Genomic DNA, 15,653 nt, shown 5'->3' on the forward strand with positions numbered 1-15,653 from the left:
CTCTCGATGATAGGCTGGCGAGTCACACTCACTAGCAAGTTTATAGTCACCCTGCCCTTAGGCAGTACATTGATTAATTCGATTGTCCTAGTGTTCGCAGGCCGCGAGCACTGGGCTTACTCCGCTTTAAAGGAGTGTAAACGAGTCATGGCTTTCACCATGTCTTCTTTAAATAGCACTTCAGTGGAACGTACAGCTTCATCTACGGCGGCGTTGATCAGCTCTTGTTCTTTAGCTGGCGCCTTACCCAGTACGTAACCACTTACTTTATTCTTATCGCCGGGATGGCCAATCCCAATCCGTAAACGGTAGAAGTTTTTATCATTAGCCAGTTTAGCAATAATGTCTTTTAAACCGTTATGGCCACCATGACCGCCACCGAGTTTAAATTTAGCCACACCGGGCGGCATATCCAACTCATCGTGGGCCACTAGAATTTCTTCAGGCGTAATTCGGAAGAAATTCGCTAAGGCCCCCACGGCTTTGCCGCTTAAGTTCATATAAGTCGTTGGGATCAGCAAACGCACATCTTTGCCATGCAACACGGCTCTGGCGGTGAGGCCAAAATATTTGCTATCCGGCACTAAGCTGACGCCACAGATGCGGGCCAATTCTTCCACATACCAAGCGCCCGCATTATGGCGAGTCTGCGCATATTCAGCGCCCGGATTGGCAAGACCTACGATTAATTTAATTTCGCTCATGACACTCACTAATGGCACTCAATACTGTGTTAATTGGTCGATGGCAAAGCGCACATGGACGACCATCTTGAGTTAATAATGCCGCTTATGCTCGTTAAAAACGCGGCATTTTAGCACTCAATGCGTAAGTCAACAAATGCCGAGTGAGTCAGCACTAATGATGTGGCCTAATTGAGGCCCATCGCATACTTCAGCACGGTTCGCTTGATGGGGGAGTTAATATTGGCCAGTTTTAACGCGCCGTTACGCAGTAATTTAAGTGGCAGAATGTCATTACTAAAGCCTGCGTAAAACACATCCATGGTCGTCATCATCAGTTGATTATCGCGATAACGTTTGGCTTGGTAGGCGTTTAATACCTCGGTGGACCACCAAGGTTTATCCTCGGTTAATGCAGTCTTGATGACCGTTAGTAAGGCCTCGACATCTTTAAAGCCGAGGTTAACCCCTTGGCCAGCCAACGGGTTAATGGTGTGCGCCGCATCCCCTAAAATCACCACATTCGGCTTAAAATAGGCATTCGCGTGGCGGCGTGTAAGGGCAAAACTGCCTTTGGCTTCAACGGTAAAGTCACTGTCTAAGCGAGCGGGAAAATGCTGGCGAATTTGGTCGGCAAGCTGCTTATGATTGAGCTGCATTAACTGTTTAATGCGATTGGCATCGTCATACCAGACTAACGACGCATGATTGCCGGGGAGAGGTAATAACGAACGCGGGCCGTTAGGGGTAAATTGTTGCCAAGTGACATCTTGCTGACCTTGGGCGGTTTGGATATTAATCAGCATCGCCGATTGGGCATAGTCCCACCCCGAAATGCCAATCCCCGCCCATTGACGCACCTGCGAGTTGGCGCCATCGGCCCCGATGAGCAGCTTTGCCTCAAGCTGAATACCGGATTGTAAGTGCACGCTTACCCCGTCTGTGAGGCGCGAAAATGTCGCCACACGTTCGGGGCAAAACAATTTAATCGCATCCCATTGCTGCATTTGCTCCCACAGGGCAAGTTGCACCAAACGGTTTTCAACAATATGCCCTAAATGGCTCGCGCCAATTTGTGAGCTATGGAATTGAGTAATGCAGCCATCAAGCTCCCAGGTTTCTAAGCCCAGATAAGGCACATTACGCATGTTAAGCAGACTATCGAGCGCGCCTAACTGCTCGAGCAACTGTTCAGAGGCTACGCTTATCGCCGACACGCGCACATCTAATGCCTGCTCGGGGGAATAAGCCTCGGGGGCAAATGATTCAATCACCGCCACCTGTAAGCCTTGCTTCGCCAACCCGATAGCCGTTGCCGCGCCCACCATACCGCCACCGACAAGGATCACATCAAATCGCTGAGCATCTGTGGTTGCCTGGCTTGGTTGCAGTGTTTGGCTTATCGCTTGGCTCATCTTAGTTACCACTCTTTAGAATTCTTTCCATTTATCTGACGCACTTTACTCTTACCTAAACTCGAACTTGAGACTCAAGCTTAAAGCGCATCACTCTGATCGCGGGTATTGTATCAAAAGCATGTCAATTTCAGCTCAAAGGTGAGCAAATGTTGCTAGGGGCGCATTTGCTCACAGTTGCTTACAAAGGCAAGTTTTCAGCCTTGGCAAAGCCACTACACTCTAAGGCAACCCCGCGGGGATCTCAGGCGGTCTGCGGGATAAGCCGATTAGCTTCTCACTTAGCGAGCCCTAGCCGTTCGGGACGAGTTACCAGTGAATCCACTTAATAGAGTTAGTGAGGATGTCATGAAAACACTCATCCATTTACAGATAGCCAGTAGTCTACTGATTTGCAGCGCGATCCCATTTAGTCATGCCTTGGCGGCAACACCCGTGATGGAAACCATCACAGTCAGTTACCGCGATCCCGTCGATTATGCCCTATATCTACATACCACGGAAATGTTGAGCGTATTTCGACTCGAAATCCGTGAAGACATTAGCATTCAAGCCCGTAATAGCTTGTTAGAAATGGCAAATGCCGCCCAATTTAGCCAACCATCGCTCGCGCAAAATCAACCAACTGAGATAAACTTAGCTTCTTTGTGGGTATCACAATCTCAGGGCATTAGCGAGTAAAAATGTGGACAAAGCTGGTCAGCAGCCATAACTGCGGGTAAAATGTCGCGCTATTTTGACTGGGCGGTCTGTTGGCTTTTTTATGGGGCAACGACGGCTCGGGACTCTTTTTACAGGGCAGCGTAGGGCAACACAACTGATGAGCAAAAAACTCCATATTAAAACTTGGGGCTGTCAAATGAATGAGTATGACTCATCCAAGATGGCGGATCTTTTAGGCGAATACCAAGGTTACACCTTGACTGAAGAAGCAGAAGAAGCAGATATTCTACTGCTAAACACTTGTTCTATCCGCGAAAAAGCACAGGAAAAAGTGTTCCATCAGTTAGGTCGTTGGAAGACCCTCAAAGATAAAAATCCCGATCTGATCATTGGTGTGGGTGGTTGTGTTGCATCGCAGGAAGGTAAGGCGATCAAAGACCGCGCTCATTGCGTTGACATTATCTTTGGACCACAGACACTGCACCGTCTGCCAGATATGATCGACCAAGTACGTCGTGGCGAAAAGGCCGTGATCGACGTAAGCTTCCCTGAAATCGAGAAATTTGACCGTCTACCAGAACCGCGCGCCGAAGGCCCAACGGCGTTTGTGTCTATCATGGAAGGTTGCAGCAAGTACTGTTCATTCTGCGTGGTGCCTTATACCCGCGGTGAAGAAGTCAGCCGTCCATCGGACGACATCATCCTCGAGATCGCCCAACTGGCAGAACAAGGTGTGCGCGAAGTCAACCTGCTCGGTCAAAACGTTAACGCCTACCGTGGTGCAACCCACGACGGCGGCATTTGTACCTTTGCCGAGCTATTACGCTATGTTGCCGCTATCGATGGTATCGACCGTATTCGCTTCACCACCAGTCACCCGATTGAATTTACGCAGGACATTATCGACGTTTACGAAGATACTCCTGAATTAGTCAGCTTCCTGCACTTACCAGTGCAATCGGGTTCTGACCGCATTCTGACGGCAATGAAGCGTGGTCATATGGCGATTGAGTACAAGTCAATCATCCGCCGTCTGCGTAAAGCTCGCCCTGATATCCAAATCAGCTCTGACTTTATCATTGGTTTCCCAGGCGAAACCCAAGAAGACTTCGCCGATACCATGAAGCTGATTGAAGATGTGGCGTTTGACCACAGCTTTAGCTTTATCTATAGTGCGCGCCCAGGTACACCTGCGGCAGATTTACCCGATGATGTTGATATGGAAGAGAAAAAACAACGTCTGGCGATTCTGCAAGACCGTATCACTCAACAAGCCATGCGTTACAGCCGCCATATGATGGGCACAGTACAACGTATTCTGGTTGAAGGCCCATCGGTGAAAAACCCTATGGAGCTACGCGGCCGTACCGAAAACAACCGTGTCGTCAACTTCGAAGGCCAGCCAAAGCACATCGGTAGCTTTGTGGATGTCGAAATTGTTGACGTTTACACTAACTCACTGCGCGGTAAATTTATCCGTGGTGAAGATGAAATGGATCTGCGCCGCAACCTGCGCCCATCGGATATTCTGGCAAAACACAAACAGGATGACGATCTCGGTGTGACACAATTTAAACCTTAAGGGTTTAAAACCGAGCAAGCAGCACCTATATCAGGGCGACATGGTTAGTTAACCTCAGTGTCGCCCTTTTTGTTTTGTGTACTTTTGCCTTCTATAGAGCAGTCATTCAAAACCCTTGGGCTTAACGATTTTCCGTTAGCAATTATCCGCTATGGCTCGTAAACTGAGATTATCTTCTGATTAGAGACTGCGATAGCAAACAGGCATCGCACTTGGTTTTTCACTCAGCACTTTGCTTGGTATTTGACAATAGGAGTACTATTTGTCCAGTAAATTAACCACAATGAATCTGTATCTCGAACCCGCAGAAACCCGCCGTCTGGCCTCGCTGTGCGGTCCCTTCGATGACAATATCAAACAGATTGAGCGTCGCGTTGGCGTTGAGATAGTCCGTAAGAACAACCATTTTCAAATTACCGGACTGCCGCGTAACTGTTTAAGTGCCAATAACTTACTTAAGCAGCTCTATATCGAGACCCAAACGGTCAAGGGCAGCACGCCGGATCTCGACCCTGAGCAGGTGCATTTGGCAATTCAAGAAGCCATCGCCCTCGAACAGGACGACAGCGGTGACGATAAAGCCTTATTTATCAAAACTCGCCGTGGCGTTATTAAACCGCGTAACCCCAACCAAAGCACCTATGTGGCCAACATTGTGCGCCATGATATAACCTTTGGTATTGGCCCGGCGGGAACGGGCAAAACCTACTTAGCAGTGGCCGCCGCCGTTGATGCATTAGAGCGTCAAGAAGTGCGCCGTATTCTGCTCACCCGCCCTGCGGTTGAAGCAGGGGAAAAACTCGGCTTCTTACCCGGTGATTTAAGCCAGAAAGTCGACCCTTACCTGCGCCCACTTTATGATGCCTTGTTCGAAATGCTCGGCTTTGAAAAGGTGGAACGCTTAATCGAGAAAAACGTCATCGAAGTGGCGCCGCTCGCCTATATGCGTGGTCGCACCCTAAACGATGCCTTTATTATTCTCGATGAGAGCCAAAACACCACGGTCGAACAGATGAAGATGTTCTTAACCCGTATTGGCTTTAACTCACGCGCGGTGATCACCGGTGACATCACCCAGACAGACTTACCCAAACATGTTAAGTCGGGTCTGCGTCACGCCATTGAAGTCCTGAGCCAAGTCGAGGAAATCAGCTTTAACTTCTTCGTGTCTCAAGACGTAGTGCGCCACCCTGTGGTTGCTCGGATTGTTGAAGCCTATGATGCTTACGATCGTAAGGAGCAGGCATTAAAGGCTGAAAAAGAGCGCCGCGACTATCAACACGCGCAATCAAAAACACAAGAGGAAGTCTTAAAGCATGAGTCTTGATTTAGCCTTAGATGTGCAATACGCCACGGCGAGTGACTATCTGCCCAGTGAAGAGCAGTTTGCTCTCTGGGTCAAAACCGCCATTGGTAACAGCATGGAACAGGCGGAGCTGACCATTCGCATCGTCGATGCCCGTGAAAGCCAAATGCTAAACAGCACCTACAGAGGGAAAGACAAACCGACCAATGTGCTATCGTTTCCCTTTGAAGCACCGCCAGAAATTGAACTTCCACTGCTTGGAGATCTTGTCATTTGTGCCGCAGTCGTTGAAAATGAAGCGCGTGAACAAGATAAAACCCTAGAAGCCCATTGGGCACACATGGTTGTACATGGTTGCCTGCATCTGCTAGGTTATGATCACATTGAAGACGAAGAAGCCGAAGAGATGGAGTCGTTAGAGACTCAACTCATTGAAAGCTTAGGTTTTACTGACCCATATAAGGAACAATAATTAACCGCAGTGCACAGCATCAAGGTTAATGAGAAAACTATGAGTGACGATATCCCCCCGAGTACGAGCGCCCAAAAGAAAGGCTGGTTTGACAGAGTAAGTCAGTTATTTCAGGGCGAACCTCAAAATCGCGAAGACTTAGTCGATGTGATTGATGGCGCAGAACAGCGCGAGTTAATCACCGAAGACACCCGCGAAATGATCAAAGGTGTATTAGAAGTTTCTGATATGCGTGTTCGGGATATTATGATCCCACGAGCTCAAATTGTCGCGATTCAAATCGACAATACCGTCGAAGAATTGCTCGCAACTGTTATCGGTTCAGGCCATTCTCGCTTCCCTGTGGTTAACGAAGATAAAGACCATATCGAAGGCATTTTACTGGCTAAAGATTTGATCCCTTATGGTTTCTCAAACAGTGAAGAACCCTTCTCCCTTGAGCGCGTGATCCGCCCCGCCGTCGTTGTGCCAGAGAGCAAACGCGTCGATGTGTTACTCAAAGAATTCCGCTCCCAGCGTTACCATATGGCGATTGTCGTCGACGAATACGGCGGAGTATCGGGTCTAGTGACCATTGAAGATATTCTCGAAGAAATCGTCGGTGAGATTGAAGACGAATTCGACCACGATAGCCCTGAAGACACTGAGATCCGCAAGGTTGGCAACACTGTCTACATGGTAAAAGCATTAACGCCTATCGAGGATTTTAACGAAGAATTCAATACTCACTTCAGCGATGAAGAGTTTGATACCGTCGGTGGTTTAGTGTCCCATGCCTTTGGTCATCTACCAGAGCGTAATGAGAGCATTATGATCGAAGGTATTGAATTTAAAGTTATCAATGCCGATACCAGACGCTTAATCCAGCTCAGAGTTAAACTCCCTGATCCCAATGTCGGTGAAGACGTAGAATAACCCTCTGCGTAAGAATAACGCTCAGTGTAAGAAGAATTATCCGTGCTAACTAACATTCGGGCTTTTGCCCAACAAAAGTCCCGACTGAGCGTGTTACGGCTCGTGCTGGCGTTTATTTTAGGCGCCAGTACGGCGCTTTCCTTTGCCCCTTATTCCTTGTGGATTATCTATCCCGTCGCCATGGCCTTAGCCCTGTGGCTGAGTGGCTCCTTGACTCCTAAAGCCAGCTTCTTCCATTGGTTAAGCTTTGGTTTTGGCTGTTTTGCCGTTGGGATCAGTTGGGTGCATGTCAGTATGGACACCTTCGGTGGCCTACCCTTAGCCGCCTCAGTGGGGCTAATGGCGCTGTTAGCCCTCTATTTAGCCCTTTATCCGGCCTTAACGGGTCTAGGTTTAGCGTGGTTGACCCGCACTAATACTCCGTCGCTATGGCGTAACCTGCTCCTCTTCCCCGCGCTTTGGGTCTTAACCGAATGGGCTAGAGGCTGGGTGATGACAGGATTTCCCTGGATCTGGGCTGGCTACTCTCAAACCCAAGGTCCATTAAAGGAACTCGCGAGTATTATTGGTGCCCTAGGACTGAGTTTCTTAATTGCGATGCTCGCGGGCGCCTTAGCCCTGTGTTTTAGCAAGCGCTACAAAAGCCTGTTGATTTTACTGCCCATCATCGCAGCTGCGGCTTGGGTTGCCCCAAAGCTAACGCAAATCCAGCCGACAGGCGAATCAGTTAAAGTTGCATTGGTGCAGGGAAACATTCCCCAGAGTATGAAATGGGAACCCGAGGCGCTCTGGCCAACCCTATTGAAATACATGGATTTATCCCGTGAGCACTTCGACGCTGACATTATCGTCTGGCCAGAAGCAGCGATCCCGGCGCCAGAATCCATGGTGCAAGATTTTTTGGATAATGCTAACAAGGTCGCCAACCTTAACCACACTTCAATCATTACGGGGATTATTAGCCGTCAACAGAACGAGTTTTATAACTCTTTGATAGTTTTAGGTAACCATAATCAGAAGCAGCAAGATACGCCGGATTATGAGAGCGATGGCAGCAACCAGTTTAAGAAACACCATCTGCTGCCTATCGGCGAGTTTGTACCCTTTGAAGCCTTACTGCGCCCGATTGCACCTTTCTTCAATCTGCCAATGTCCTCCTTCGCTCGGGGCGATTATCAACAGCCGAACTTGAGCGCCGTAGGCCATAAAATTGCCCCGGCAATTTGTTATGAAATCGCCTTCCCAGAGCAGCTGCGTGCCAGTGTTAACCTCGGCACAGATCTGCTGTTAACCGTATCGAACGATGCGTGGTTTGGTACCTCAAATGGACCGTTGCAGCATATGGAAATCGCCCAAATGCGCGCCATCGAATTGGGCCGTCCGCTAGTGCGCGCCACCAACAACGGTGTGACCGCGGTAGTTGATGAGAAAGGCAATATCACAGCTGCACTACCGCAATTCGAAACGGGCGTGCTAAGCGCGACGATTCCACTGGTTACAGGCCAAACTTGGTTTGCCAAAATCGGCCAAACACCACTGCTACTGCTGTGTGGCGCGCTGCTATTAGTCGGGTTTATCCGTCGTAAAAAATAACAATAGAGTTAGAAATTGATTAATCAGAAACGCATTCAAGGTTTTACCTTAATCGAACTCGTCGTCGTTATCATAGTGCTCGGGATTTTAGCGGTTATAGCGGCGCCGAAATTTATCGGTATGAGCAAAGAGGCGCGGGAGAAAAGTCTGCTGCAGCTCCAAGCCAGCGTCAAAACCGCCAATACCTTGGCCTATTCCAAGACCCAAATGCCCAGTTTGCAAAGCCAAGCCGTTGTGGGCCGTGACGATATTATCGACATCGACCTCGATGGTAATGGCACGGTCGACACTCGCCTCAAGTGGGGATATCTGGACAATACCGATATCGAAAAATGGATAACGAAAGACGATAAACTCGTTATTCAATATCAAGGCATTGATATTACTTATATTGGTTACGACTTAAATGACAATTCCATTGTCGACGACGATCAGTGTTATTTCCGCTACACCCAAGCTGCCGATTCGAGCACTCCGCCGCTTTACGATATCAATGTTCAAGGCTGTTAATGACTCACAAAAAACGACGCAAAGCGTCGTTTTTTTATTTATGCGAGCAGAAGAAAAATCCTTAAGGCGTTAACGCCTCGCGGGTAAACTCCTCATGGTCACACTCGGGGCAATCTGGGATCACTCCCGGGAACTCGATACTCATTTCATGGCCGCAGTTAGTACACACCATCACCCCTTGGCTGACAATATCGCCACTTTGGTAATAGCCGTGGTGCTTGAAGTCTTGAGTCAACTCGTGCCACTCCACTTGGCTGCGGTCAGTGATTTCACTTAACCAATGCCAAAGGGTGTTTTCAAGGGTGATCACCGTCGGGCTGTGGCTTAAGCTGTCGGCATTTTGCTCACGCAAAAAGCTGGCGATATCACGCTTTAAGAATTGCTCCACTAAGGCGAGTTCATCTTCCCCTGCTTGTTCTTTGAGGCGTAAAAACTCCTTCCCTTGAGTGACAGACTTAAATAAATTCTTTGCAGTCAGCGAGTTATCTTCCGCAAATTGCGCTTTCACTTCGTTAATTAAGGCTTGATACAATCCTAGTAGCGCACTACTTCTATCATTCATAACCAATACTCCTTCATAGAACCTTTTTAATGCATCGCTTCTAGTTTATTCTATGCAGATCTTATTCGCGTCGATATGGCGTTAGATCAAATAAATAGGCGGCACTGCCGGAAATAGCGTGATGCAAGAGCAATATAATCCCTCAGAAATTGAAGCCTTAGTGCAAAAGCACTGGCACGACAACAAAACCTTTGAAGTTACTGAAGATGCGAACAAAGAAAAGTTTTATTGCCTTTCGATGTTCCCCTATCCTTCAGGTCGACTCCACATGGGACACGTTCGCAACTATACCATAGGCGATGTGGTTGCCCGCTTCCAGCGTCTTCAAGGCAAAAACGTGCTACAACCTATCGGTTGGGACTCTTTCGGTTTGCCTGCAGAAAACGCCGCAATCAACAACAAAACGGCCCCAGCACCATGGACTTATCAAAATATTGAGTACATGAAGAATCAGCTAAAACTGTTAGGTTTTGGCTATGACTGGAGCCGTGAAATCGCCACTTGTACCCCAGAATACTACCGCTGGGAACAATGGTTCTTCACTAAACTGTACGAAAAAGGCTTAGTTTACAAGAAGACAGCTTCTGTTAACTGGTGCCCTAACGATGAAACCGTACTGGCAAACGAGCAGGTGCAAGACGGTTGCTGCTGGCGTTGTGATACCCCTGTAGAACAAAAAGAAATTCCACAGTGGTTCATTAAGATCACCGCCTACGCCGAAGAACTGTTAAACGATATCGACACCTTAGACGGCTGGCCTGAGCAAGTTAAGACCATGCAGCGCAACTGGATTGGTCGCAGCGAAGGCGTTGAGATGACCTTTGGTGTGGCAGGAAGCGACAAGTCATTCGACATCTACACAACCCGTCCAGATACCTTAATGGGCGTAACCTATGTGGCAATTGCTGCGGGTCACCCATTAGCAGAATTAGCCGCTCAATCTAACCCAGAGCTGGCTCAATTTATTGAAGAGTGCAAAAACAGCACCACTTCAGAAGCCGATTTAGCCACCATGGAAAAACGTGGTGTGGCAACAGGCCTTTACGCGATTCATCCCATCTCTGGCAAACAAGTGCCTATTTGGGCGGCGAACTTTGTACTGATGAACTACGGCACTGGTGCCGTGATGTCAGTCCCTGGCCACGACCAACGCGATTACGAATTCGCGAAAAAGTACAATCTGCCCATCGAAGCGGTAATCAAGCCTGTTGATGGCGAGTTAGATATCAGCGAAGCGGCTTACACCGAAAAAGGCGTACTGTTTAACTCTGGTGAGTTCGACGGTTTAGACTTTGACGGCGCCTTCAATGCCATCGCCGACAAGTTAGTGGCTGAAGGTAAAGGTAAACGCCAAGTGAACTACCGTCTGCGTGACTGGGGTGTATCACGCCAGCGTTACTGGGGCGCACCTATTCCTATGGTGACCTTAGCCGACGGCACTGTTATCCCAACGCCTGAAGATCAACTGCCAGTTATTCTGCCAGAAGATGTGGTGATGGACGGTATTCAAAGCCCAATCAAGGCCGATAAAGAATGGGCGAAAACCCAAGTTAACGGCCAAGACGCGCTGCGCGAAACCGATACCTTCGATACCTTTATGGAGTCTTCTTGGTATTACGCCCGTTACTGCAGCCCACAAGCAGACCAAATGTTAGATCCAAGCAAGGCTAACTACTGGTTACCTGTGGATCAGTATATTGGTGGTATCGAACACGCTTGTATGCACTTGTTATACTTCCGCTTCTTCCACAAGTTGCTGCGTGATGCGGGTCTAGTGAACTCTAACGAGCCAGCGAAACAACTGCTGACTCAGGGCATGGTTTTAGCCGATGCCTTCTACTACACCAACGACAAAGGTGCCCGTGTATGGGTGTCTCCGCTGGATGTAGTAACCACAGAAAAAGACGATAAAGGCCGAGTCACCAAAGCCATAGATAAAGACGGTAACGAACTGGTTTACACCGGTATGTGCAAGATGTCTAAGTCGAAAAACAACGGTATCGACCCACAGGTGATGGTAGAGAAATACGGTGCCGACACTGTGCGTCTGTTTATGATGTTCGCATCACCACCAGAATTAACGCTGGAATGGCAAGAGTCTGGCGTTGAAGGCGCACACCGCTTTATCAAACGTCTGTGGAAACTGGCCAGCGATTATGTGGCGCAGGACAACAGTGAAGCCTTAGACGTTAGCAAATTAACAAGCGAGCAAAAAGCGCTGCGCCGTGAAGTGCACAAGACCATCGCTAAGGTGACCGATGATATCGGCCGTCGTCAGATGTTCAACACCGCGGTTGCCGCCGTGATGGAACTGATGAACCACCTGCAAAAAGCGCCACAAACCACAGGTCAAGACCGAGCCATTATCGGCGAAGCCTTAACTGCGGTAGTGCGTTTACTGTACCCAATCATCCCACACGTGAGCTTTACCCTGTGGAATGAACTGGGCAACACCAACAGCATCGAAGACAGCCAATGGCCTGTTGTGGATGAATCTGCTCTGGTAGAAGACAGCAAACTCATCGTGGTACAAGTGAACGGTAAAGTGCGCGCTAAAATCACTGTCGCTGCCGATGCTGACCAAGCGTCTGTTGAAGCGCTCGGTATGGCGGATGAGCAAGTCATCAAGTACTTAGATGGTGTTACGGTTCGTAAAGTTATCTATGTACCCGGTAAACTGCTCAGCATCGTTGCCAACTAACATCGTTGCTGTGATAAACGGATGCTGTCCACAAGACAAACAGGAAACCGCGAAAACTTATGCTAATTAAACGCTTAGCTTTCGCAATCATGGCGCTGGTCATTATGACCAGCGCAGGTTGCGGTTTTAAGCTTCAACGTAGCTACCAAATCCCCGAGCAGCTCAATCAACTCAGTTTGAGCAGCTCGGACGAATACAGCGAGCTCACCCGTTTGGTGCGTGAGCGGTTACGTTTGAACAACGTCAAGATTGTCGATGCCGCCAATGATGTGCCAGTGTTAAGGCTCATCACCGACTCCTTAGAGCGTTCGACCCTGTCACTTTACCCTACGGGCAATGTGGCTGAGTATGAGCTTATCTATTTCGTCGAGTTTGCCGTGGCCTTGCCGGGCAAAGAGGCGCAGCCTTTCAAGATTGAAATTCGCCGCGATTACTTAGACGACCCTCGCACCGCACTGGCGAAAAGCCGTGAGATGGAACTGTTAGTCAAAGAAATGCGTATTCAAGCGGCCGACCGGATCCTGCAATCCATGGCCAGCACAGAGGTGAATTAATGCAGGGTCCAAATTAATGTGGCACTGCAATAAAATGTGGAGAGTGGTTTAAATGCGTGTTTATCCTGATCAACTCTCCCGCCATCTCAATCCGCTTCACGCTTGCTACCTGATTTTTGGTGATGATCCTTGGTTGCTCGAAACCTCCAAGGATCAGATCCGCCAAGCAGCCAAACGCCAAGGGTTTGAAGAGCGCGTTCAGTTAATTCAAGAAACGGGTTTTAACTGGGGTGACTTGACCCAAGAATGGCAATCCATGAGCCTGTTTTCTAGTCGGCGCATCATTGAGCTAACACTACCCAACGCAAAACCCGGTGCAGATGGTTCGGCGGCACTACAAGCGTTGCTGCAAACGCCAAATCCCGATGTGTTGCTGATCCTCGAAGGCCCAAAACTCGCCAGCGAGCAAACCAATAGCAAGTGGTTCAAAACCTTGGATAGTTTAGGGATTTATTTACCCTGCACTACACCAGAGGGCGACCAATTCAGACGTTGGCTCGACTCACGCATTGCGCACTTTAAGCTGAATTTACAACCCGATGCGCGCGCTATGCTGTACACCCTCTACGAAGGGAATTTACTCGCCGCCGATCAGGCCATGCAGTTGCTGCAACTGTTAAGCCCAAGTCAGCCTATCGGTGCCGACGAGTTAAGCCATTACTTTGAAGATCAATCCCGCTTTACCGTGTTTCAGCTCACCGATGCACTGCTGAATAATCGCCAAGACAGTGCTCAGCATATGCTGGCCCAGCTCAACGGTGAAGGCACGGCCATGCCGATTTTACTCTGGGCCTTATTCAAAGAGCTGCAGTTACTGCTTAGCCTCAAGAGTGAACAAGCCCAAGGCGCGCCCTTAAATAGCCTGTTTGGTAAACATCGAATTTGGGATAAACGCAAACCCTTGTACCAGACCGCGTTGCAGCGCTTAAGCCTCACCCAAATCGAACACATGCTTGCCTTCGCGTCTAAGCTGGAGCTGAACTTAAAACAATTAGGTCATGAAGATTGGACAGGGCTTAGCCACCTGTGCTTATTATTCGATCCTAAGGCCCACGGCCATTTGGCCCACATCAGCTTAGATTAAGGCACTGACTGAATGCGTATCGGTATTTTAGGCGGCACCTTTGACCCCATACATTACGGCCATATTCGCCCCGCGATGGAAGTCAAAGCCAGTCTCAAACTGGATAACATCCTGCTGATGCCCAACCATATTCCGCCGCATAAAAACACCACCCACTCGAGTACAGCGCAGCGGCTCGAAATGGTCGCGCAGGTATGTGAGGCATTAACCGGTTTTGAGCTTTGTGATATCGAAGCTAAACGTGACAGCCCATCCTATACGGTTGTCACCCTTAAGCAACTAAGTCGGCTTTATCCCGATGACGAACTGTTTTTTATCATGGGGATGGATTCATTTATTCACCTGCAAAGCTGGCACAAATGGCAGCAACTGTTTGAATTAGCCAATATTGTGGTATGCCAGCGCCCGGGCTGGCATTTAGCCGAAGGGCACCCAATGCAGCATGAGCTAAACGTACGTCACGCAACGCTTGAAGCCTTAAGTCACTCAAGCGAGCCGCAACATGGACGCATCTTTACCGTCGACATCAGCCCACAGGATATTTCGTCCACTCAAATTCGCTCACAGCTGGCCATGGGGGAAATTCCACAGGACGCCCTCCTACCCGTCACTCTAAATTACATTCAAAAACAACGGCTTTATTTTTCTTAGGCTGAAAATCAAGCGCTAAGAGTACAAACTCAGCCGCGAAGATCGCTAAGAGAATGTATTCCCCCGCTTAAGACTGATATACTAGCGCGCTATTTAAAATGAATGAGGTACATCAGCGTGCAGAGCGCCGAATTAAAGCAGTTTGTTGTCGACAAAATCGACGATTTAAAAGCCCGTGACGTCGTGGTTATCGATGTCAGCAACCAATCTAACATCACTGACTATATGGTGATTTGTTCAGGTACATCTAAAACTCACGTGAAAGCGATCGCCGAAAACCTCGTGCTCGAAGCGAAAGCCGCTGGCATTCCACCAATCGGTATCGAAGGCCGCGACAGCAGCGAATGGGTATTGGTGGATATGGGCAACGTGATCCTGCATGTTATGCAAGACCAAACCCGCGATTTCTACCAGCTTGAAAAGCTCTGGTCAGAAAAGCAAGCCTAATGAAGTTGCAACTTATCGCAGTAGGGACACGGATGCCCGATTGGGTCACCCGCGGCTTTGAAGAGTACCAACGCCGCTTCCCCCGAGATATGGCGCTGGAACTTATCGAAATCCCTGCCGGCAAGCGCGGAAAAAACGCTGATATCGTTCGTATCCTGCAGAAGGAAGGCGAGCAAATGTTAGCGGCAATCCCTAAGGGCAATCACATTGTCACCTTAGATCTTCCCGGCAAAAACTGGACTACGCCAGAATTGGCGACCGCCATGAACAAATGGCAACTCGATGGTCGTGATGTGAGCTTACTGGTTGGCGGCCCCGAAGGCTTAGCGCCCGCCTGTAAGGAAGCCGCCCATCAGAGTTGGTGCCTATCGGCATTGACCCTGCCCCATCCATTGGTGCGGATTGTGGTTGCCGAAAGCTTATACCGCGCGTGGAGCGTGAACACCAATCACCCTTATCACAGAGAATAGCGGGATCTTGATGTTAACGAGTGTCAACCACCCGGATGGGACCAG

The 15,653-nt window shown here is 49.0% G+C and carries 16 protein-coding genes; 13 read left to right on the top strand and 3 right to left on the bottom strand.

What is annotated here, in order from left to right:
• Positions 1-116: 116 nt before the first annotated feature.
• Both pth and L2713_RS00310 read right to left on the bottom strand, forming a co-directional pair.
• Complete coding sequence (gene pth, locus L2713_RS00305; RefSeq protein ID WP_011621799.1) at positions 117-704, bottom strand: aminoacyl-tRNA hydrolase; 588 nt, start codon at positions 702-704, stop codon at positions 117-119.
• 167 nt (positions 705-871) lie between these two features.
• Positions 872-2,098 (bottom strand): FAD-dependent monooxygenase, encoded by a 1,227-nt coding sequence (locus tag L2713_RS00310; RefSeq protein WP_248966477.1) that lies wholly within the window; start codon positions 2,096-2,098, stop codon positions 872-874.
• Positions 2,099-2,446: 348 nt separating this feature from the next.
• Here L2713_RS00310 and L2713_RS00315 point away from each other — a divergent pair, with 348 nt between their 5' ends.
• The 7 genes from L2713_RS00315 (at position 2,447) to L2713_RS00345 (ending at position 9,139) form a co-directional block, all read left to right on the top strand.
• A complete protein-coding gene (locus L2713_RS00315) occupies positions 2,447-2,779 on the top strand; it encodes a hypothetical protein (protein WP_248966478.1) in 333 nt (110 codons plus the stop codon).
• Between the two features lie 139 nt (positions 2,780-2,918).
• Positions 2,919-4,343 (top strand): tRNA (N6-isopentenyl adenosine(37)-C2)-methylthiotransferase MiaB, encoded by a 1,425-nt coding sequence (gene miaB / locus L2713_RS00320; protein WP_248966479.1) that lies wholly within the window; start codon positions 2,919-2,921, stop codon positions 4,341-4,343.
• A gap of 262 nt (positions 4,344-4,605) precedes the next feature.
• Positions 4,606-5,670 carry a PhoH family protein gene (locus L2713_RS00325; protein ID WP_011621795.1) on the top strand — a complete coding sequence of 355 codons (1,065 nt, stop codon included), beginning with the start codon at positions 4,606-4,608 and terminating at the stop codon, positions 5,668-5,670.
• Positions 5,660-6,121 carry an rRNA maturation RNase YbeY gene (ybeY, locus tag L2713_RS00330; RefSeq protein ID WP_023268295.1) on the top strand — a complete coding sequence of 154 codons (462 nt, stop codon included), beginning with the start codon at positions 5,660-5,662 and terminating at the stop codon, positions 6,119-6,121. Before L2713_RS00325 ends, ybeY begins: the two co-directional genes overlap by 11 nt.
• Before the next feature lie 39 nt (positions 6,122-6,160).
• Complete coding sequence (gene corC / locus L2713_RS00335) at positions 6,161-7,036, top strand: CNNM family magnesium/cobalt transport protein CorC (RefSeq protein WP_011716122.1); 876 nt, start codon at positions 6,161-6,163, stop codon at positions 7,034-7,036.
• A 42-nt stretch (positions 7,037-7,078) separates the two neighbouring features.
• Complete coding sequence (lnt, locus tag L2713_RS00340) at positions 7,079-8,629, top strand: apolipoprotein N-acyltransferase (RefSeq protein ID WP_248966480.1); 1,551 nt, start codon at positions 7,079-7,081, stop codon at positions 8,627-8,629.
• Positions 8,630-8,644: 15 nt separating this feature from the next.
• The gene (locus L2713_RS00345) at positions 8,645-9,139 is read left to right on the top strand and encodes a type II secretion system protein (protein ID WP_011621791.1); all 495 of its coding nucleotides are present in this window, start codon (positions 8,645-8,647) and stop codon (positions 9,137-9,139) included.
• A 61-nt stretch (positions 9,140-9,200) separates the two neighbouring features.
• On the opposite strand, the gene L2713_RS00350 is transcribed toward L2713_RS00345, so the two are convergent.
• Complete coding sequence (locus tag L2713_RS00350; RefSeq protein ID WP_011621790.1) at positions 9,201-9,701, bottom strand: zinc ribbon-containing protein; 501 nt, start codon at positions 9,699-9,701, stop codon at positions 9,201-9,203.
• 121 nt (positions 9,702-9,822) lie between these two features.
• Between L2713_RS00350 and leuS the strand changes: the two genes are divergently transcribed.
• From leuS to rlmH, 6 genes are all read left to right on the top strand, one after another.
• The gene (gene leuS / locus L2713_RS00355; RefSeq protein ID WP_248966481.1) at positions 9,823-12,402 is read left to right on the top strand and encodes a leucine--tRNA ligase; all 2,580 of its coding nucleotides are present in this window, start codon (positions 9,823-9,825) and stop codon (positions 12,400-12,402) included.
• Positions 12,403-12,461: 59 nt separating this feature from the next.
• Positions 12,462-12,956, top strand: a complete 495-nt coding sequence (locus tag L2713_RS00360; RefSeq protein ID WP_011621788.1) for an LPS-assembly lipoprotein LptE — start codon at positions 12,462-12,464, stop codon at positions 12,954-12,956.
• Between the two features lie 52 nt (positions 12,957-13,008).
• Positions 13,009-14,040, top strand: a complete 1,032-nt coding sequence (gene holA, locus L2713_RS00365; RefSeq protein WP_023268302.1) for a DNA polymerase III subunit delta — start codon at positions 13,009-13,011, stop codon at positions 14,038-14,040.
• Positions 14,041-14,052: 12 nt separating this feature from the next.
• Positions 14,053-14,691: a nicotinate-nucleotide adenylyltransferase gene (gene nadD, locus L2713_RS00370; RefSeq protein ID WP_248966482.1), complete on the top strand. Its 639-nt coding sequence runs from the start codon at positions 14,053-14,055 to the stop codon at positions 14,689-14,691.
• A 117-nt stretch (positions 14,692-14,808) separates the two neighbouring features.
• Entirely contained in the window at positions 14,809-15,138 is a 330-nt protein-coding gene (gene rsfS, locus L2713_RS00375; protein WP_037430791.1) for a ribosome silencing factor, read from the top strand.
• Positions 15,138-15,608: a 23S rRNA (pseudouridine(1915)-N(3))-methyltransferase RlmH gene (gene rlmH / locus L2713_RS00380; RefSeq protein ID WP_011621784.1), complete on the top strand. Its 471-nt coding sequence runs from the start codon at positions 15,138-15,140 to the stop codon at positions 15,606-15,608. Before rsfS ends, rlmH begins: the two co-directional genes overlap by 1 nt.
• Positions 15,609-15,653 lie beyond the last annotated feature (45 nt).

This window comes from Shewanella seohaensis (genome assembly GCF_023283775.1).
GTDB classification, from domain to species: domain Bacteria; phylum Pseudomonadota; class Gammaproteobacteria; order Enterobacterales; family Shewanellaceae; genus Shewanella; species Shewanella seohaensis.